General features: G+C 36.9%; 27 protein-coding genes. 5 read left to right on the top strand and 22 right to left on the bottom strand.

Annotated features, from left to right (window positions below):
- Positions 1 to 205: 205 nt before the first annotated feature.
- From O0955_RS13065 to O0955_RS12985, 17 genes are all read right to left on the bottom strand, one after another.
- Positions 206 to 2,419, bottom strand: coding sequence for a VapE domain-containing protein (locus O0955_RS13065; protein ID WP_269427991.1), 2,214 nt, complete (start codon positions 2,417 to 2,419; stop codon positions 206 to 208).
- Positions 2,420 to 2,421: 2 nt separating this feature from the next.
- On the bottom strand, positions 2,422 to 3,915 hold the full coding sequence (locus O0955_RS13060; RefSeq protein ID WP_269427990.1) for a DEAD/DEAH box helicase: 1,494 nt from the start codon (positions 3,913 to 3,915) through the stop codon (positions 2,422 to 2,424).
- Positions 3,916 to 3,917: 2 nt separating this feature from the next.
- Entirely contained in the window at positions 3,918 to 4,250 is a 333-nt protein-coding gene (locus O0955_RS13055) for a hypothetical protein (RefSeq protein WP_269427989.1), read from the bottom strand.
- A gap of 24 nt (positions 4,251 to 4,274) precedes the next feature.
- Entirely contained in the window at positions 4,275 to 5,450 is a 1,176-nt protein-coding gene (locus O0955_RS13050) for an ATP-dependent DNA helicase (protein WP_269427988.1), read from the bottom strand.
- A 177-nt stretch (positions 5,451 to 5,627) separates the two neighbouring features.
- A complete protein-coding gene (locus tag O0955_RS13045; protein ID WP_269427987.1) occupies positions 5,628 to 5,975 on the bottom strand; it encodes a hypothetical protein in 348 nt (115 codons plus the stop codon).
- A gap of 83 nt (positions 5,976 to 6,058) precedes the next feature.
- Positions 6,059 to 6,442, bottom strand: a complete 384-nt coding sequence (locus O0955_RS13040) for a hypothetical protein (protein WP_269427986.1) — start codon at positions 6,440 to 6,442, stop codon at positions 6,059 to 6,061.
- Between the two features lie 167 nt (positions 6,443 to 6,609).
- On the bottom strand, positions 6,610 to 6,804 hold the full coding sequence (locus O0955_RS13035) for a hypothetical protein (protein ID WP_269427985.1): 195 nt from the start codon (positions 6,802 to 6,804) through the stop codon (positions 6,610 to 6,612).
- A gap of 2 nt (positions 6,805 to 6,806) precedes the next feature.
- Positions 6,807 to 8,249, bottom strand: coding sequence for an A1S_2505 family phage non-structural protein (locus O0955_RS13030; RefSeq protein WP_269427984.1), 1,443 nt, complete (start codon positions 8,247 to 8,249; stop codon positions 6,807 to 6,809).
- A gap of 11 nt (positions 8,250 to 8,260) precedes the next feature.
- Positions 8,261 to 8,443 carry a hypothetical protein gene (locus O0955_RS13025; protein WP_269427983.1) on the bottom strand — a complete coding sequence of 61 codons (183 nt, stop codon included), beginning with the start codon at positions 8,441 to 8,443 and terminating at the stop codon, positions 8,261 to 8,263.
- The gene (locus tag O0955_RS13020; RefSeq protein ID WP_269427982.1) at positions 8,443 to 9,615 is read right to left on the bottom strand and encodes a hypothetical protein; all 1,173 of its coding nucleotides are present in this window, start codon (positions 9,613 to 9,615) and stop codon (positions 8,443 to 8,445) included. Before O0955_RS13020 ends, O0955_RS13025 begins: the two co-directional genes overlap by 1 nt.
- 2 nt (positions 9,616 to 9,617) lie before the next feature.
- Positions 9,618 to 10,691, bottom strand: coding sequence for a hypothetical protein (locus O0955_RS13015; RefSeq protein ID WP_269427981.1), 1,074 nt, complete (start codon positions 10,689 to 10,691; stop codon positions 9,618 to 9,620).
- A 7-nt stretch (positions 10,692 to 10,698) separates the two neighbouring features.
- Entirely contained in the window at positions 10,699 to 11,445 is a 747-nt protein-coding gene (locus O0955_RS13010; protein WP_269427980.1) for a recombination directionality factor, read from the bottom strand.
- 1 nt (position 11,446) lies between these two features.
- Positions 11,447 to 11,677, bottom strand: coding sequence for a hypothetical protein (locus O0955_RS13005; RefSeq protein WP_269427979.1), 231 nt, complete (start codon positions 11,675 to 11,677; stop codon positions 11,447 to 11,449).
- A gap of 94 nt (positions 11,678 to 11,771) precedes the next feature.
- Positions 11,772 to 12,053, bottom strand: coding sequence for a helix-turn-helix domain-containing protein (locus O0955_RS13000; RefSeq protein WP_269427978.1), 282 nt, complete (start codon positions 12,051 to 12,053; stop codon positions 11,772 to 11,774).
- A complete protein-coding gene (locus O0955_RS12995; RefSeq protein WP_269427977.1) occupies positions 12,044 to 12,280 on the bottom strand; it encodes a hypothetical protein in 237 nt (78 codons plus the stop codon). Before O0955_RS12995 ends, O0955_RS13000 begins: the two co-directional genes overlap by 10 nt.
- On the bottom strand, positions 12,262 to 12,801 hold the full coding sequence (locus tag O0955_RS12990) for a helix-turn-helix domain-containing protein (RefSeq protein ID WP_269427976.1): 540 nt from the start codon (positions 12,799 to 12,801) through the stop codon (positions 12,262 to 12,264). The genes O0955_RS12995 and O0955_RS12990 overlap by 19 nt, the downstream gene beginning before the upstream one ends.
- Positions 12,798 to 13,004, bottom strand: a complete 207-nt coding sequence (locus tag O0955_RS12985) for a hypothetical protein (protein ID WP_269427975.1) — start codon at positions 13,002 to 13,004, stop codon at positions 12,798 to 12,800. Before O0955_RS12985 ends, O0955_RS12990 begins: the two co-directional genes overlap by 4 nt.
- A gap of 231 nt (positions 13,005 to 13,235) precedes the next feature.
- Between O0955_RS12985 and O0955_RS12980 the strand changes: the two genes are divergently transcribed.
- The 5 genes from O0955_RS12980 (at position 13,236) to O0955_RS12960 (ending at position 15,840) form a co-directional block, all read left to right on the top strand.
- A complete protein-coding gene (locus tag O0955_RS12980; RefSeq protein ID WP_269427974.1) occupies positions 13,236 to 14,027 on the top strand; it encodes a hypothetical protein in 792 nt (263 codons plus the stop codon).
- Positions 14,028 to 14,041: 14 nt separating this feature from the next.
- Positions 14,042 to 14,623, top strand: coding sequence for a DUF4468 domain-containing protein (locus O0955_RS12975; protein ID WP_269427973.1), 582 nt, complete (start codon positions 14,042 to 14,044; stop codon positions 14,621 to 14,623).
- A gap of 78 nt (positions 14,624 to 14,701) precedes the next feature.
- Positions 14,702 to 14,998: a hypothetical protein gene (locus O0955_RS12970; protein ID WP_269427972.1), complete on the top strand. Its 297-nt coding sequence runs from the start codon at positions 14,702 to 14,704 to the stop codon at positions 14,996 to 14,998.
- 55 nt (positions 14,999 to 15,053) lie between these two features.
- Positions 15,054 to 15,446 (top strand): hypothetical protein, encoded by a 393-nt coding sequence (locus O0955_RS12965; protein ID WP_269427971.1) that lies wholly within the window; start codon positions 15,054 to 15,056, stop codon positions 15,444 to 15,446.
- A gap of 115 nt (positions 15,447 to 15,561) precedes the next feature.
- The gene (locus tag O0955_RS12960) at positions 15,562 to 15,840 is read left to right on the top strand and encodes a LapA family protein (protein ID WP_269427970.1); all 279 of its coding nucleotides are present in this window, start codon (positions 15,562 to 15,564) and stop codon (positions 15,838 to 15,840) included.
- A gap of 197 nt (positions 15,841 to 16,037) precedes the next feature.
- Here O0955_RS12960 and O0955_RS12955 read toward each other — a convergent pair whose 3' ends face one another.
- From O0955_RS12955 to O0955_RS12935, 5 genes are all read right to left on the bottom strand, one after another.
- Positions 16,038 to 16,334: a hypothetical protein gene (locus O0955_RS12955; protein WP_269427969.1), complete on the bottom strand. Its 297-nt coding sequence runs from the start codon at positions 16,332 to 16,334 to the stop codon at positions 16,038 to 16,040.
- A gap of 59 nt (positions 16,335 to 16,393) precedes the next feature.
- A complete protein-coding gene (locus tag O0955_RS12950; protein WP_269427968.1) occupies positions 16,394 to 17,113 on the bottom strand; it encodes a pirin family protein in 720 nt (239 codons plus the stop codon).
- A 75-nt stretch (positions 17,114 to 17,188) separates the two neighbouring features.
- A complete protein-coding gene (locus O0955_RS12945; RefSeq protein WP_269427967.1) occupies positions 17,189 to 17,866 on the bottom strand; it encodes a DNA alkylation repair protein in 678 nt (225 codons plus the stop codon).
- 20 nt (positions 17,867 to 17,886) lie between these two features.
- Entirely contained in the window at positions 17,887 to 18,648 is a 762-nt protein-coding gene (locus O0955_RS12940; RefSeq protein WP_269427966.1) for a hypothetical protein, read from the bottom strand.
- A 58-nt stretch (positions 18,649 to 18,706) separates the two neighbouring features.
- On the bottom strand, positions 18,707 to 19,873 hold the full coding sequence (locus O0955_RS12935; protein WP_269427965.1) for a trans-sulfuration enzyme family protein: 1,167 nt from the start codon (positions 19,871 to 19,873) through the stop codon (positions 18,707 to 18,709).
- Positions 19,874 to 19,893 lie beyond the last annotated feature (20 nt).

The following is a 19,893-nucleotide window of genomic DNA, read 5'->3' as shown; positions in this document are numbered from 1 at the left end:
AATAAAATCTTCTGACCGCCTAAAAAATTACCTTTATAACTATTTAAATGATATTTTTTATAGTATAATATATAAAAAGGTCAGTAAGGTCAGTATATATAGAGATTAGTGTAATACCAATAACTATTAATAAGAAATGCAATTTTCAAACACGATAGCATAATCACTAATGCCAAAATTTATTTTTTTACGACTTTCCGACCGCTTAAAAAGGAAGTTCCTGTATATCAGCTTGTTCAGTAGAAATTTCGCTACCGCTTTGCTGACCGACGGTCGGATCAGTATTAGCAAAACGTACCAACTCATACCTTTTCAAATCAACTCCATTAATTTTTTTAGACTTCCGTTCACCAAAAATCTTTTTACATTCTATTCCAAACTTTTTAATGTTTGTAATTTTCTGTTTCGTATTAGCTTCAATAATATCCTTTATCTCTGAGCTTAATAACCATTCTGAATATTTACCCGGAGTTGGCGGAGAAAAGAATTTCATAATTAATTCCCTTTCAAATGGTATACTTTCAAAGTCTTCTGACATAGAATTCAGCTCCGCCAATTCCTCTGTTGTGAGCTGCCACATTTCTCCATCTTCGTATGCCCTATATGCTTCCATAAATAGTTCATCTTTATCGATGGAATTGTACAACTCATGATCGAGTGAAACTACGTTTATGGGTAATATCCTTGTATTTCCTGTAGGATCATTTATTACCTCATGATCATTACTTGTTCCGCATAGCACAGCAAGACGTTTAAAATCTTCATTACTTCTCGCGTATGGAGCCCGTAATGAGAATACGGATTTACTAGTAAGTTCTTTGAATCGTTTTTCATCCTGCTTACTCTTCCCCCCCATTTCATCATCCATAACTATTAGTTTCTGACACATGAGTATATCATCATCCTTACCGGCGTCAAGTTTCGATTCAGCATAGTACTTTCTCAATCCAGTAGGTAGAAGTCTCCTGAACCATTCGGTCTTTCCTGTATTTTGGCCTCCGCATAAAGCGAGAACAGAACGGACTGGATGACCATTATATGCTGCAATTAAAGAAAGAAACCACTTTCTAACGAACACTTCTTTCATCTTAGTTTCGGAACGAATACATTTTGCAAGAGAAGCGATATTACCGACAGATCTGCGATGCAAGTTTTTTTCGATATACTCCGTAATGGGATTGTACTCACTAATGAAATCAGAAAATATATAGCTTTCGCATAAGTCTTTTGTTATATCTTTTGTATTGAAGAACATTCTTGCGCGAAGGTAGATGCTGTTTATTCTTTCTCTTTTAACCTCCTTTCCAGCTTCATCGATTACTCTAGTAATACTATTTACTCTCATGGGATGGTTTTGTTGCATCCATTCAAAAAAAGCCTGAATGAGTTCATCAGTATCTCCAGAAGCAGACTTTATGGATATATCATCACGCTTGAATACTTCATCAACCAAGTTTTCAGCCTGAACAGGATCAAGTCCGTTCATTTCAGTTAACTGCTGCTTTACAGCTTCTTTATTCCTGCCTGACTTCTTAGCCATAGCAGCGATTTGCAAAGGCTTGTTGTCGGTAAGTGGTGCATGAATACCAACCTGCTTCAACATCCAATACAGCGTCCCTACAGTTATTCCTTGTTTATTTCCTTTTAACGCAATATCATATTGCTTATCTGCATGCCTGCTATCATATTTTTCTGAAACTGAGCACAATGAATGAAACCATTGCCTACCGTTATCTCCAAATCCATCAGCTAAAGCAAAGGCGAGTTTATAATATGAATCATAATCTGGCGCAATATTCTGCCCAAGATTAATGCATTCAGTTATCATTTCTCCAACAGTATCTCCTGGAATAACAATTGGCAGTGAATGAATTTTCTTTGGTTTAGCAGTTATATACTTTCCAATCCTAGATTTCTCATTCAAAAACAATTCTGGATCAAAAGAAGCAAAACGTAATGATGCGGGATTGCTAGGTGCCCGATCAACGACAATACCGAACGATTGAAAATAATAATTTCTCAACCAGCTATATGATTCTTTGTGTTTCTCTTGGTTGATACGAACTATTACAGCTAAGCCACCACCACTAGCAGATTTAAATAAAGCGAAAGTGTAAGGATCTTCTAGTAGTGCAGATTTATCTGTAAAATAGTCTATGTCTATACATATAAAGCCGCTATGCTCAATTAGGTTTTCTTCTTTCCTTTCTACAAAAGTTCCGGAAATAGTAACTGATGGCAATCCTGTTTTAAGCCTATCACGGATTGATTTTTCCTGTTCAATTCTTATCTTTTCAACTTGATCTTTCCATTTTCCATACTTAATCTGGTTAAGGAAATCTATAACAGTTGTAATCTCGTCCGATACATGCGGCTGTCCCTTTCTGGGAAATGATTTAAAAAATGAAATTTTTCCCATAATTAACCAACTAATTTATAATCTGTATACTCACAATCATCCATTCCATCTAACTGCCTTTCAATCCATCCTTTCTTGTAACCTTTTATGCCGGCATAGTACATGATGGTATCTTTTCCCATTGATCGAATAACACGCCAAATGAATGTAGATTTATAAGCCTTGCTTTTTTCCAATTCAATGAGTTGATCAATTGTTAAATCACTTATTCGTCTACCAACCAAACCAGATGGAACCTTTGGTGTGACTTCCACCATTATACCCTCTTTTGTAGTCGATTCAGAAATCTGGAAAGTATAGCCACAAAAACTACATTCTTTTGCAGAAATAGGTACAAGACATTCACATTCCTCATTTCCACATTTTTTAACTGGTGCAGATGTTTCTTGCTTTTCCTTTGGCTCTTTCAACTTCCAAAGTCGTGGCTCATTCCACATCCCGTGCCTATCGTGGTTCATTCCGAAGTCGAGTAAAATGAAGTGAGGTTTTGCAGATGAAGCGATAGCCGCCAAACGTTGCTCATTAGTATTTAATCCATCCAAAATCCCAGGTAAAGCACGAGATCCACGTCCGACACATTGCAAGAATAGAGGTAATGACTTAGTTGCTCGATTCATAATCACACAGCCTATTGTCGGCTCATCATAACCAGTAGTTAGTATTCCACAATTGTTCAACACTTGGAAATGCCCAGCTGTAAATGCTGCCAAAATTCTGTCACGTTCTTCCTTCGGTGTTTTACTGGTAACATATTCACTTGATATCCCTGCAGCAACAAAAGCCTGATGAGTTTTAATAGTGTGTTCTATATTGACATTGAAACAGATGGTTTTCAATCCAAAGGCATATTTATTCCACCAATCAATAACACCATCATACAGAACAGCTTTATCGAAATGCGATAGCAATGAATAATCAGTGTATTCGCCGGATTTTGTTTCCAAGTCTGAAAAATCGTCTTGCATTTGATATGCTTTACATTTCACAAGATACCCAGATGAAACAAGTTCAGGCACATCAATTACTTGCACGATATTTTGATAATATTTAAAAAAATGCTTCCCAACCGGCGTTGCAGTCGCACCGATTACCTTTGCGTCAGGATATTTTTCAAGTATGCTTGTAAAATTGCCTTTGTGGCTTTCATCAATAATAATAAGATTGGGTTCTATCGAAAGGTTTTTTCTTCGTTTTAGCGTCTCCACCATCCCAAGATATATTGTTGCCCCGTCGTAAATATTTTTTTTGTTTGGTGATATTTCTTCAACAGTAATGCCAACCCTATTCAGTGATTTTATGGTTTGTTTGAATAATTCAGTCCTGTCAGTTAAAATCAAAGTAACAGTTCCTTTGGTATGAGCCATACGGGCCATTTCACAAAAAACAACAGTTTTCCCTGCTCCAGTTGGTAGCGTTAATACCTGTCGTTGATGTTTATTAGCAAATCCTTCTCTAAGATGGAATATGCTTTCTGATTGATAAGTCCTTAACTGCATGATCAATCCGTTTTATACCACACACTGGCAGATGATATTCCGAGGTCTTTCAATTTTCCTGCTGCAGATTCTACTATCTTAGTCCTGCCGGAAGCCTGACAATTTGTTTGGAAGAATATAAATCGATATCCCTTATGCCAACCATTCATTTTTTCCCCAATTCGTAAGCCGCAGACTGACGCCAAGTAATCTATTTCCTTTTGCTTCCAACCTGTAAAATCAACAATTACAGTATCCAAGTTACATGATCCGTAATCTTCTATTGATGATAAATTTACTATGAAAGATTTTGTTTCATTAATGGCATTAGCCAAATCATTTATTTTATCGCGCATATACTAGATATTATGTAATTGTGATTAATTCGTAATTATCGTTAGTCCAGATGGGCCTGTAACACGACTTACAGCAACGTAGAATTGCCCTGGAGCAAAGCATGGACGAGTTAAATCTATTGTAACCTCCTCGAATGTTAGTCCTTGGCTCTTATGAATACTTAGTGCGTACGCAAGCTTAAAAGGATATTGTTCAATACTTCCCACCACTTGCAATTCCAAATCGGTCTTATCAGCATTTAATACATATTCTTTCTTTGTGAACTCAACCTGATTAAGTGCAAAATCTACTCCGTTTACGTTGATATAATGACAACCTTCATGAGAAACAAAGGTGCCTATGGAGCCATTTACCAGGTCATTATCTTTAGAATTAACCAAGTACATTATTTTTGCGCCGTTCTTAACATTTATCTTTGTAGGAAGATTGAAATCGTCAGCATTAATGTTACCGGTAACCTTTGCATCGAATGTTATAACATCTCCTTTGAGTGACTCCAACCCAGCTTTATTGTATTTGTCAACAGTAGCGTTGTGAGGAGCAAGAATAACACCTTTGGGTTGAGTGCCGATAAACTGATGAAAATACGGAGCTTTACCTCCTTCTCTGATAATATTTAGGTTGTTTATGAATTCTTCATCATTCTGCCTAAGTACTTCATCTAGTTCGATTGTTTCGGTAGCGAGCTGAGGATAAACCTTTGCCTCAAAAAATTCTTCTCCATTATAGGTTCTGTAAAGTATCGAACGAGAATTATCATTTAATACAGCCGGAAGTTGTTTAAGATCTCCAATAAAAACAAGCTGTTTGGTATTTAGACCACAGCAACCATTTTTTAATAAAGTCCAATGCATGCCATCAAGGATATCAGGACGAAGCATTGATACTTCATCTATAAGAATGACATCAACTAAATCCAGCATTCTTCGCTTCGTACCTTTCAAAAAGTTGCAGGCTTCGAAATTCATTACGCCAAAAGGGTTTAAACCAAACATAGAATGAATTGTCTGCCCCCCTAAATTATTAGCTGCAATGCCTGTAGGTGCAATAGCAATTATCTTCTTTCCATTCGCTTTCATCAACCTCATTGCTTCTTTTACAACGAAAGTTTTACCTGTTCCGGCTTTACCAGTTAAAAATACGTTTTGGCCTGCGAGAACAGCGTCCAAGAAATCGGATTGTTTGGTCGATAAACTCATTATTATTTGCTTATTTTAAATTAAACCCCACCCCTGTACAAAATGGCCGTCAAGCATTCTGGTAAGGCTACCAGAGTATGTACAGGGGTGGAATTTTAATGTCTTAAGGTTCGGTGACGGCCGCACCACAATTATACAAAAAATATTCTCATGTTTCTCATAAATGAGAATAAAAATTTAAGTAAAATTAATTTTACTATCCAAAACCATGGTAATTGTATCTATGGATCTTTTTTTATAAAAAAAATGTTTAGTTATTAACTTGGAGATAACACTATCATACACACCTGTTAGCCTGGAGATCTGAGCAACAGTGCTGCCATTTACAAATAATTCAAGTACCAGCGCTATGCCTTCATTTTCTTTTATAGAAAATCTGGTTTTGTTTAGATTTAATTCCATCCTATAATGTTGAACGGATCTTTCACTTAACATGGTGGCTTTGGAGAGTTGAGCATCATCCATAAGATGCCAATTTTTAGCTATAAATGATTTCTTTTCTTGGGGTGTCATATCCAGTTTCATTTGTTAGGCCACTATTGGCTGGTACCGACAAAGCCCCGCAAATCGGAACTTGCAGGGCTGATATACCAAATCCGTATAGCAGATTAAAAAGGCAGATCATCATCTTCACCAACTGGCCCGCTTGCCGCACCTGCAGCATCATTACCTCCGACCATTGAGAAGTCTTTAAGGTTGCCCAGTATTGGTGTTAATGCTTTTTCAGCTTCTTTTTCTGCCTCGGTCATTTCTGACCATTTTTTTGCTCTCTTAACTGATTTTGAGATAAAACCATTTTGCCTGTAGCTATCTGTTTCATCTTTGGCTGTTACTCGGATTGGCAGATAAACTGCATCATCCTTAGTTTCAAGTGCATTCAGTTCAATAGGAATAAAAATCCCTTTGATCATTCCGGTTTTGCCTTTCTTCTCCATCATAACGTGAGTAAGTTTGGTCAGGGCTATTGAGCCCGATAGGTTTCTTTCTGACATAATTTGTAAGTGTTGCGCCTTTAGTGGCAGTTTTAAATAAAGAAATCTCTTTGGAGTTTAGCCGGCCAGCCTTACCCCAAAGAGATTAAAAGTCTTTGTGAACGTGGCCGCGTCCAATTATAACGCTAATATAGTAATTTATTCTCTATATTCCCAAATTTGAGAATTTAATATCGAAGATCATACCTTTTTTCCATAATTAACTCATGCTTTTCTTCGCTAATATTAGGTTTAGGCAGCCATTCACTTACCCTATTTTCGTGAATCTTCGCTCCGGTATGAGAGTTTACAAAAAAGTGACCTTGTTTGATGATGTGCCTAGGTAGACTTGATAAGTCGGCTTTCGATTTACGCGTTCCCATAATTATGATTCAATAACACCTGTGATATCAGTAAACACATCCCAGTTAAAGTTTGGCAATGATGTGAAAGCCTCACGTGATTCTGTTGTCCAGTTATTCCAAGCATTGGTAAAACATTCTTTATATGGTAAATGCTTCATATATCCGCCGGTGGTTATGTGATAAGGATGATCTTTCTTTTCCTGATCTGTCATATTTCCAGAAGGCACATATAGAGTAGTATCTATTGATTGCAGCAAACCAAATGCTTTTGAAGAAGTAAAATCCTCATAAGTCCAAGATGATGGTTTATTGAACATGATGTAATTTGCTTGCAAATTATTAAAAGCCCCAGCGTTGTCGTTCCCAGCGTTGCTGTACCCAGCGTTGCGGTTCCCAGCGTTGTAGTCCCCAGCGTTGTCGTTCCCAGCGTTGTCGTTCCCAGCGTTGCGGTTCCCAGCGTTGCTGTACCCAGCGTTGCGGTTCCCAGCGTTGCTGTACCCAGCGTTGCGGTTCCCAGCGTTGCGGTTCCCAGCGTTGTAGTTCCCAGCGTTGTCGTTCCCAGCGTTGCTGTTCCCAGCGTTGCTGTACCCAGCGTTGCGGTTCCCAGCGTTGTAGTTCCCAGCGTTGCGGTTCCCAGCGTTGTAGTTCCCAGCGTTGCTGTACCCAGCGTTGTCGTTCCCAGCGTTGCTGTACCCAGCGTTGCGGTTCCCAGCGTTGTAGTTCCCAGCGTTTTTTCGGCCAGTATTTCCTTTGCCAACATTAACTAAATCATACACTTCAAGCCAACTTAATTCACGAACAAACTCAATATCTGAAGTGCATGACTTATCGCCTTCATGTTTAGTGATTCCATGATCGATTATTTCAAAAACACGATTATTTGTATTAAAATCGTAATATTCAAAACAGTCATTTAATTCCTGGCAATAATGAAACCCGTTTAAACAAGGTACAATCTCTCCGTCAACATGGTGAATTTTACCTATTTCAAACTTGAATGGTTTTCCATCAGGATTACATATCATATTTGAATCAGTAACCTTATATCCCTTTTTTTGTGTTGAAAGTATTTCAACGAATGACTGTGGCAAAGCAATATTATGAACTCCATAAGCTTCTTTAAATAAGGGTGCAATTTCAGCATGGGTAAAGCCAGCAATTCCACAACCTATTTCTGTAACAAGAAAAGCAAGGTTTCTATTAGTATCAGCAAAAGCAATAAATTTAGATACGAATCTAGCAAGATCAGGCATGGCAATCTTACTCATATCATAGTTTAGTGTAGGAATACCGAATGATTTTCCTTGTAATCCGAATGCCTGGCCGTTAATTGCACCAAATTTATCTTGTGCTAATCTTGCGGCTCCACCGGCATGATTTCCATTCATATTACTTCCGAAAACGAAAACCTCGTTCTTTTTTAGTTTTGTAATGTTGGTTGGTGTAATTTTTTGATTTTTCATTTTATTAAGTGTTAATTTTTGGTTCCAAATATTTTATCTGTGTCTAATTCTTTTATAGCTTCATCCAATAAGTTATCAATATATGTTGGTCCATATTTAAGCAATAACATTTGGCGATTAAGCGACTGTTCAAATAAGTAGAGTTTCCAACCTAAGTGCCGATCAATTTCATCAATTAGTTCTAGTATTGTCATTACGCTGCTTTTTTAGTGTTACGTGTTAGTGCTTTATATTTAGGCTCATAGTGCAAGTATGCGCTTTCGATAATTGTACCACTACGTTTAGCCTCTGCTTCAGCAAAAAGCTTCATTGTGTTCATGGTGGTTTTTTCAGTGATATCTTTATCGCAATGGGTAGTATAAAATTTGAATATCTCTGACCAACCTGCCTGCTCCAAAACCTCAATACCATACGATTCAATTGCTGATGCTTTTGGGATACTCAATCCTCTATGAGCCTGCTCAATTTTCACATCAATAACAGCTGCGCCAATTTGTGTTTTTACCTGTTCAGCCTGACGTTCCTCGGATTGTTGCTGTTGCAATTGTGCCGCTGCTTCCTGCTCCTTACGTAATTCTTCAGCTGCTGCGCTGGCTTTGCCCTCTTCTAACTCCGCACGACGTTCAGGAATCAGAGATAGTAAATGATCAGCATAATTTTTAATCTCCGACTGGTAATGAGGCGCAACCTTTTCAAACTTACCTTCTTTGGCCCGGTTGCAGATATCTTCCAATTCGTCAGTAATAGTTGAAGCTAATGGATAAAGGAGTGGATTGCTTATGTCAGCTTTTAAACTATCCCAAATATCTTTAGATAATGGTAGCACATCGGCTTTAAATACATCCTCTAATATTGTAATGTTTTCAAGTGTAGCTTCTTCAAATGCTTCTAACAACCTTTGCTTATCAGTGGCGAGAATAGCAGCATACTGGTTTCTGATCTGCGCTTCCGCTTCTGCAAATAACTCAATTCTCGCTTTTGCCTGATCAAGCTTCAACTGATCTTTCCTTGCCTGCTCAGCTTTCTCCTGAGTATAGGCCTTAACACTTGCATCCCTTTTTCCCTGTAACTTATTTTCCAGTCCTTTAAGCAAATTTTCCTCTGCTGTAAAATAACCTTTGATCTCGTCTAGCCTACGAGTAAATGGTGATCTAGCATCATTTGCATTTTTGGTTGCTTTCTTTAATGAAGCAAGAAAATCATTAATGGCGCTATCAGTATCAACGCTAAGCTTGATGCCTTCTTTGTCTGCAATTGCAATAAGGATTGCTTCTTTCTTTTGGTAGGCGGCAACCCAACTTTTTGTAGTAGAGAGCACTTGGCTTGCCGACTGTATCTCTTGCGGGGTAATAATTTGTAATTCCATTTTTATATTGGTAAAGAAGATGAAACAAATGTTTTAGTTAATACTGCTTGCTTGGCCTCGGTCGCTTTGTGAGTACGTTTTTTGTTTGGGGTATTACCAAACTTCCTGTTACAGAAGTCTTCAACATCTTCGAATTGAACTGCTCCTGCAACGCTTTCTGATGTACTAATCACTCCGGACATACTCATATATTGACGTTTTTCTGCTTTATCCTGGTAGCGTATTTGGGCAAGCTTTAAAATAGCATCTATTTCGTCCTGACTGGTTGTACCCTGCCATTCTTTAATCTTATAGCTTGGCGTAGTTTTCCAATCTGCAGGTGCCCAGTTCATAGCAATATCAATGGGTGACTCTGGAAAGTTTTCATCCCACAACAACTTCTCGCATTCCATTTGGATTCCATGAGTTTCATAAAATCCTTTACGGCCAGATTTAAAATTGATAATGGCACGTTTTTGAACACGCTTAGTTGTGATTTTTGGATCTCCTTTGCGATCTCCTGATTTATAAACCTCTCCCCACTCTCCTTTTTCATCAACCGTTAATAAACAAACCAAATCGATTGGTGTTCCGAATCCTCTTTCATCACTTAATAACACATACTCCAATCCCAACGGAATAATTTCATAGTCATTGTAAAACTGAACAAAAGCAAGCAAATCCTCTTTTAACTCATCGGCCCAAAAAGCACAATCATTATCCCAGAAGTTGTTATCACTAGTATAATTCTCAACTACCTCATCACATTTATCAAGATCATAAATGCCTTCCATGATGAATTTTCCAATTTCGATATGCATCATTGTTCCAAAATGTGCGCGGACCTTCATTTGTCTATCAGCTTCTTTTTTACCTAAAGAAAACTTCCAATCTTCCAAAGCTTTTGGTGTTGGCATTGATTGAGCGATTGATGTTGTTAGGCTAGTATAAAGTTTAAATGGCTGTGCTAAAGTTCCATCTTTATCAATTTTGATATAAGATCTACCTAGCCCAAAATTCACACGTCCAACTTTATAATTGGGTAATTTTATTGCGTTTTCGTCGAACCACTCGGTTGGGACAAATTCTACTGTCATGCTCATATTACTTGCCCTCCCCGATTTCTAAAACTTTAGGCTCCATTGAACCACTCTCGATCATCTTAGTTGTTAACCGGTTCATAGAGCCCCCTGCCTCAATGTAATTACGTACAGCCTCCATATTTTCCTCTGTAAATGATGGAATAAGAGAAACTACCGGATAAGTTTTAGCTTCACCAGGAGTATAAGACTTTTTCATTTCAATGGTGAAGTTGAAAGGGAAGCCAATAATAGAACCTGATTTTTCCATAACTAAATCGAATGACTTGGTAATTGATGGGATACTTACCTCTTTTGCCTTTGTAGACCAAGACCAATAACCTAATACTCCAGTCATTTTAAGTAGAACAAAGCGCAATGTTAATGTACGGTCCCATTTTAAAGCCTTTACCCGTTTGTCCGTTGCAGAAACACCTTCATCATACTTACCGGTAGCTGCGTTGAATACACTGAAGGTTTCGCCATCACCCCAACCGAACCGTTTTCCTTTATCCCAACTCTCAAATTGCTCATTACAAACCTCTTTGATATCATTGCTAATGAAGGCTATTTGTAGGCTATTTGGTTTCTCTCCAAATAATGCCGTGAATTGATTTGCAAAGTTTCCTGTAGGCCTGAAATAGTCAATTGCTTTTGGATATTCCTTACCGCCACTCGAGATTGCTTTTGTCCCTGTTTTAATTTTACCGATTTCTGGCAGCGTACTTGCATTATTTTGTGCCTTAGCTACCTTGATACGTCCGTTTTGCATTTTATAAATTGATTAAGTAAAAAACTCCTATTAATATTATTCCTGCCAATACTATCCTCACTATCTTCATAGCCTCAGCAACTTCATCCTTTGGTTTATTTCTTGCAATTCGGCGGGCTTGGTTAAGTAATTGTTCCTGCTCATCACGATACCACAAACCGCCATCCTTAACATTATTTTTTACCTGAGGCTCTCTGCCTGATGGATAAACTGTATGGTGAACCTTAAGCATTTCTATTGCCCTCCAATCTTTTAATCATTTTTGAAAGTTCCTTTTGAGCCTCTTTAATTATGCTCATGTTTTTTTTGTGTTGGTTCCTCATGGCTTAGTTATCTTTATGGTAAGTGGTGTTTATGTATGCGTCAATTGAACTTTGTTTGATTATCCAGGCTCGCCCAACCCTGCTGCAACCTATTTTATGCTTATTCTTAAATACCCATCCATATTGAGTTCCGAGTATTTTAGCTGCTTCTTTTAAATTGTAGGTTTGGTCTCTAGTGGATACGGTTTTTTGATTGGTAATAAGTTTCTTGACCAATCCTTTGAGTTCTGTTATCTCTTTCTTCAAAACTTCCCATTCTATGGTTTCAATAATTGCTACCTGCATGACTCCCTCCTTTCCCAGTAAACCAAAGTTTTATCGCCTCTATTGCTTACTGAATAAACCCTGTCTGGAAACTCATACTTCATTGTTGAGCTTGCCTGATTTCTTAAATAAGCGGTTTTCTCAACAGGGAATGGGACTGCATTTTCTTCTCCGGGTAATTCAATTTCTCTCATAAATTGTACTAGCCCCTTTCCCTGAATTGCTTGTACTACTGGTGCTGATTCCATATTGCTGGTCTGATTTTGATTAATTGTTTTTTATTTCTTACACCTACTTTTCGCTGAACATTTTGTAGATGTGTACTAACTGTGTGTTTTGATAGGTATAATTTATCTGCTATCTCTTCATTGGTTAAATCTGCCAAGTCTGCTATTTGAGATTCCCTTTCACTTAGTCCAAATGGATCTCTTAAACATCCAATCCCCTCCCATTTGCATTTACCCCGGCTTGAGCAGTTTACAAACTCAGGAGTCAGTACTCCATCATCTGTAAGGTCTGGCATTCCATCAAGATTGCTGAACAGGCACTTCACGCATTGGTCTTTTACCTTGTCAGCCCCAGCCATATCTCGGTATGCCATTACTTTGTCTGGATGTGCTTTAAGGTAATTTTCTAAAGCATTGTGTATTGGTATTGGCGCATCTTCAAGATCGTATTGCCTTCTCTGGTAACTCACCATTGGTTGATTGTCGTGTGTGAAAAACTCAGCGCCACTGCCAGCTAAAATTGAATTGAGAGTAGTTTTCATTGTATTAATTTTTCTAAATAACCTTCCAATCTTGCCGTTACTGCATTTTGTTTATTTACAGCCTCCTCCCTCTCTTGAGTAGATCCGAATAAAGTATAGTATTGTACTGCCCAAATGTTTCGAGCCCTGCTTTTACTCCTTTCAATCAGGTCTATCAATGCCAGCGTTTTGCAAGCATTCTGTTTAAGTTGGTCTAGGTTCATTATCTTCTATATTTAAGTTTTATAATCGCTAACGAGTCCTTCATACTCAATCCAATCTCTTTATATCTCGCTCTTGCATTAATGATGTGATGAATATTCATTTTGGTACTTATTAAGTATTGTGAACTCATTCTGTTATATTTACCTTTGTTATTGTTATGTGATACAAATATAAAGAACTTTATATTAATCGCAATACTTTATATAAACTTTTTTACATATATTATATAAGTGACTGATTTACAGATTATAAAAATTGCAGTAGGCAAACTAAAGTCCACTGGTTTTGGCAACCAAAAAGAGATAGGTAAATTGCTGGGTTACAGCAACGAATCGTCATTTTCACAAGTTTTAAATGGTAAGGTACCCTTGCCTACTGACTTGATCACAAAGATAATGTCACTAAACGACGATATAAAGAACTTTATACTTAACAATAAAGAAGAGTCGGTTACTGAAAGAAAACCGAAGCTTGAGGCTAAACCATTAAGATTAGCCGACCCGTTAGGATTTGAAGCAACTAGTGACAGATTCTATTCCTTACCCGATGACAGTTTAATTATGCAGACTCCAGTAATACCCTATAAGGCTTGGGGAAGTTATCTCCGTGGTCATTCCGATCCAGAATTTTATGCTGACCTAGACACAATCCCATTGCCTGTTGACAAAAAGCATTTTGGGTCTTATCTAATTTTTGAAATGGGCGGAGAAAGCATGATAAATATAACTAGCCAGGAAATGGCAAGAAAAAGTTTATGGCCTGGCCAAAAAATTGTAGGTAGAGATTTGTCTAGAGACAAATGGAAATATAAGCTGCATATAAATACTACCGAAGCCTGGGTAATAGTTCACAGGACTGAGGGAATAGTGGTGAAGTCCATAATAGATCATGATGTTGATAGCGCTCAAATAACTTTGCATTCTTGGAACCCAGATAAAGAAAACTATCCTGACTTTACAGTATCATTAAACGATGTGGAACAAATTTTTAATATAGTGGACCCTTATAACAAATTCGGATAATGAAAATTAAACCTATGAAAAAATTAATATTATTAATCCTTGTAATAATACCGGTTATAGCATTTAGCCAGAAAAAGCAACGAGATACTGCAAAGGTAGCCATGCCAATAAAAGAGGGATCAATTGTCTACGAAAGTATTGTTGATGGTTTAGATCGATCAAAATCTGAGTTATTTAATACATCCCTAAAATGGATGGCAAACTCCTTTGCAGATTCTAAAGAAGTTATTCAAGTTAAGGACGAAAATAATGGAAATATAGTCGGAACTGGAACATTTGATTATATTGCTCCAGGGTTTGTAGGCGGCCAAGAACGCATGGCGTTCATGACAGATATTACCGTTAAGGATAATAAAGCAAGAATCCGTATATACCAACTGCGGTATAAAATGTTTGGCTCATCTGGTTACAAAAGATTATCCTCAAACGACTCAGATTATTCATCATTTGATACAAAGTATAAAGAATATTTGGCCGAAAAAAAATGGCCTTTAAATAATAAAAAACTTTTTGTGTTAGTTGATTCTAAAATTAGCTCAATTATTGAATCATATACAAAATTCATAAAATCTAATCCTAAAAGCGATAATTTTTAATTGATGTTATCCAACCGCCAGCTTCAAAACGAGGTTAAAACATTTGTTATTGATACAGCCCTTGCCAGGCTTCAAAAAATGAAAAGGTCTAAATATTGGCCAGATGGTGGATTCCGAAATAGTTATGGATTTAGTCATAAAATTTATGGGTATCGGGATGTAATAACCGTTAATGCAAGATTTTTTGATGATAACATTTTAGATTCAGGGAGGTTGATGGTAAACACTGAGCAAGCAGATTTTAATTTGATAAGAAATCAATTTAGTAGAATAATAAAACTTTTAGATGGTTACAACACAGATGACCTGTCTTTCGAATACGAGCACTCAGCTGCAGGAGGTACTTCTTTCTGGTTCAAGTGGATAATACAATAAAAATTAGTACTTAAGTAGTATTTACAATAAAAAATTAAGCTATTACCTTTACAAAATGAAAAACGACTTAGCAACAGCAAAGAGACTTCGGGAATTTAGAAAAGAGTTTGTGGATAATAATGTCGACAATGCGGGGCCTATGCTTAATATATCAAAAGCCAAATTAAACCGGATGGAGAATGGTGAGAATGCTATTGATGTGAATGTGGTGAAAATACTTAAGACTAAATACAACTTAAATCAGGCTTGGCTCTTTGACAATAAGGGGAATAAGCAGATTAAGGACATAAGCAAGAAAACCAGCTTAACAACTTCAATAGAATTAGGTGATCGCTTGGATAGCATGAAAACAGAAATTTTAATTCTCACCAAAAATCTAAACCGTGCATGGGAAATTATTGAACGTCACGAGAAGACAATTGATCGACTTGAAAAAGCATTAAAATAGCATTTACTTACACCATACTTACACCAAATAAAAAAACAAACATACAATATAACTGTTTACCAAATACTTACATAGTTATCAAAAGAGTTTTCATTTAATTATAGCTTTTAAAAACATGAGTACAAAAACCATCTTCATCATCGTTTTAACTATATTATTAACCATTTTCTTAATGGTTAATACAGACCCGGTAGACTTTAATTTTCTGGTAACCACCGTAGCCGTATCAAAATTGCTGGTTGTTGGATTATGTATTGTTATAGGTTTTATTCTTGGCTTTATCGTTGGCCGTCCGAGAAAAACGGTTAAAAACCTGGATGCAGAAATAGAAAGACATTCGGCTATAGAAAACAAAAAGGCCTTGAGTGACGAGGATAGAGATTACATCAATTAATGTAATTCGAGTAGAAAACCAGGTTAATTTCCAGTTTAAAATATTAATCTGATTTGGAAAGCTATGCTTATGCTACTATTTGAGCCAGCCGGGCTTTACGCTTAATCCCGATAGAAAAAATCGGGGATATCGCTACAATCCCGTTTAAAAAGAGAAAACGGTACAATGATTTGAGAAGAACCAATAAACGCTAAATTTTAATTAATTGCGCTCATAATTTCTCCATACAACAAACCGCTCCCCCCGCCGTAATGCTGGATAATTTTTAATCCCGGACGGATGGAAGTTAGTTTTTGCCTTAAAGTTGCTTCGCATTCGGCATTAATACCATTTCCAAGCAAAACCAGGTCAAGCTGTTGTTTTTTGCAAATAGAAACAGCTTCATCATCATTACAAACAGTTAGCCCGGTCCATTCTGGTCTTTCGTTAAGCAAACGGTGCATCACTGTTGTAATTTCGGCATCTCTGCCAATATAAAGTATAGTAAGTGGCATAAAAAGGTTTAAAAAAAATGTCACGCTAAGCTATTTAGCGTGACATTTAATTGTTTTTATTACAATTCCATTGGTAAATCCATTAACAATACTTCTGCATCTGCAGAATTTGCTTTAAAACTGACTTTATCAGTATCCCAGATACCAAGCCCGTCTCTTTTGCTTAATGTTTGCCCATCAATAGTTACTTCACCATTAATTACGAAAGCATAAACTCCGTTTCCGGCTTTTTTGATTTTATATTCGGTTTCAAAACCTTCATCAAATTTACCCAAAGAAAACCAGGCATCCTGATGAATCCAAACACCTGCATCGTCTGCATTTGGTGATAAAATCTGTTGAAAATTGTTGTGACGTGCTTCAACATCCAAAGCCATTTGATCGTAACGTGGTGTAACATTCTTTTTGTTAGGGAATAACCAAATCTGCAATAAATTTAATTGTTCATCTGCATTAGCATTAAACTCACTGTGACTTACACCTGTTCCGGCGCTCATTACCTGAATTTCTCCGTTTTTGATTACCGCAGCATTTCCCATGCTGTCTTTGTGGGCTATGGCTCCTGCTAATGGAATGGTTATAATTTCCATATTATCGTGTGGATGCGAACCAAAACCCATACCACCATCAATACTGTCATCATTTAAAACTCTTAAAACCCCAAAATGCATCCTTTCAGGATTGTAATAGTTAGCAAAACTAAATGAGTGATGTGCATTTAACCAACCATGATTTGCATGACCGCGGGTGTTTTCTTTGTGCAAAATAAATTGTGACATAAATTTCCTTTCTTGTTTATGATACAAATTTACTATGGTTTTTGCTGCTGCACATTGATGTAGGATAAGTAATGATTAGCCGATTTTATTCAGCACTTTTTCGCTTTGCAATTCCCTTAGTGCATCCAGGGCAACCCAATTGGCCTTTTTATTACGCTGATCCAAAATATTGTTGCAGGTATCGATGGCATGATTATGCAAAATGGCATTTCTTTTTCCGATTTGCCTCAAAGCCCAGTTAATGGCTTTTTTAACAAAATTACGCTGATCAGCGGCTTCACGTTCTATAATTGGAAGAAAACCGATAAAGGTTTCGTTCGCTTCCTTTTTTAAATGTACCGCAGCCTCAGCCATTAAAACAAAACCTGTACGTTTTACAAATTCGGGTTCAGCTAATGTATATTCTAAAGCTTTCTGCTTAAAATAAGGCGTTTTAACAAACAAATTTCCGCAAGCCTGATCACATACATCCCAGGAGCTAAATTCATGACTCCATTGATCTATTTGTTTTTCGGTAACCAGTTTATGATCGCCAATAATGCTGGCTAAAATTCTTGATTCGTGAATTCCTGTTTCCCATAAGGCCAGAGAAATTTCCTGATTTTTACCGATTTGCTTGGCCAGTTTCCGAACTTCAGGAATGCGCACACCTAATGCTTTGGAGGTATCAATTCCAAAACGGGCCATTTTTTCTAAAAATCCTGGCTCGCTTAAGGTCTTTAGTTCAGCAGTTATAAATTCTACATCGGTCATATTGCCATTTACCGTAATGCCTACTTAAATTTCTCTGAAAGAAGCTGATTGGCCAACTCTAAATTTTTAGCAGGATCCTGGCTATACAATTTAAAATCACCAGGCATTACTTTGTAATTTTTAGTTTTTAAATAGTTTTTTTGTTGGATGTTGTTAATTTCCAGTCCCGCTTGTTTATTAAAAATCAGTAGTTGTATTGTAAATGTTTCTTTCATTTCGGTTTTTTTATCAGACATTGCCAATGCCGAGAAACCTTTGTAATAATCAGTTTGAATGTATCTATCCTTGCCTGTCCACTCATAAAACACATCTATATCTGTTTGTGGGCTAAAGCTTGGTGTACCATATTGTTTATTAAGTTTTTTAACCAAATTATTGTAAATACTATCAGCGTAAACCTCAACAGTGGCCAAAAGAGCAACTGTTTTATCATTATGTTCTAAAAATGCAATGTGATCAAAATATAAATCACCATAATGGGCCATACTATCAATGGCTTTACTATAATAAGCTTTGCCATAAAATGAATCTTTCTCATTCCAGGGTTCAAATTTATAACCCACCGGATAATCGAACGGTTCTGAATATCCTTTTTCTACAAAAGCTGATTCTTCATTTTTACTGCTGTCTATTCTCGATTTTAGAATATCAAGCGGTTTTTCATTGAAGGTTATTTCCTCCAAATTTAAACCTGCATTTTTAGCTAAAACACTTTGTTTATTGCTTTGTTGATTACAAGAAAACATAAATGCGGCTAGGAAAATAAAACAGTATTTTTTCATATTATTTATCTAAAGTAGCGTTTTAGCTAATTTTTATTAAGCAGGTTTTTAAAAGATATTAAGCCAAAGCCTGTTCTATATCTGCTAAAATATCGTTAATGTGCTCCAGCCCGATTGATAAACGAACAGATCCCTGCTCAATACCCACTTCATTACGTTGTTCCTCTGTTAATTTAGAGTGTGTACTTGTTGCCGGATGTGTAGCAATTGAGCGTGTATCGGCAAGATTTGCAGAAATAGAGAACATTTTAAGGCTATCCATAAATTTACGGGCACCTTCTACTCCACCATCAACTACAATAGTTACAATACCACCACCCTGACGCATTTGTTTTTTAGCAATTTCGTACTGCGGATGCGATTTTAAAAATGGGTATTTAACCAATTTAATTTTAGGATGTTTCTCCAGGTATTCGGCAACTTTCAATGCATTTTCGCAATGGCGATCCATGCGAACAGCCAGGGTTTCTAAACTTTTCGATAAAATCCAGGCGTTGAAAGGTGATAAAGCTGGTCCGCTGTGACGGGCAAAGCCGATAACCTCAGCAATTAAATCTTTAGTACCTAAAATAATTCCGCCCAATACGCGTCCTTGTCCATCGATATATTTTGTAGCTGAATGGATAGAAATGTGTGCTCCAAATTTTATTGGCTGTTGCAAGTATGGCGTAGCAAAACAATTATCAACCACCAAAAGTTGATTGTGTTTTTTGGCTAAATTGCCTAAAAACTCTAAGTCAATAATATCGATACCGGGGTTTGACGGTGTTTCAACAAAAATCATTTTGGTATTTGGCTTAATCAAGCCTTCCCATTCTTCAGGTTTATCCAAATCTGCGTAATCGAAAGTTACACCCCATTTAGAGAAAACATTGGTTAGCAATTGGTGTGTAGAACCAAAAACCGAGCGGCTGGAAATAATGTGATCGCCACTTTTTAAAAAAGCACCAAAAGTGGTAAATATGGCAGCCATTCCGGTTGCAGTAGCAAAACCATCTTCAGCACCTTCTAAAAGACACATTTTTTCGATAAACTCGGATGTATTTGGATTTGAATAACGGCTGTACACATTTCCTTCTTTCTCATTTGCAAAAAGAGCACGCATTTCTTCTGCATCATCAAATTTATAACTCGAAGTCAGGTAAATAGGCGATGAATGTTCTTTATGCAGGCTTCTTTCGGTTTGGGTACGAATGGCTATGGTTTCAAAATTTTCGGATTTCATTGTATTGTAAATATAATTTT

The organism is Pedobacter punctiformis, assembly GCF_027213715.1.
Lineage (GTDB): Bacteria > Bacteroidota > Bacteroidia > Sphingobacteriales > Sphingobacteriaceae > Pedobacter > Pedobacter punctiformis.
This window is presented reverse-complemented; position numbering and strand designations above follow the sequence as displayed.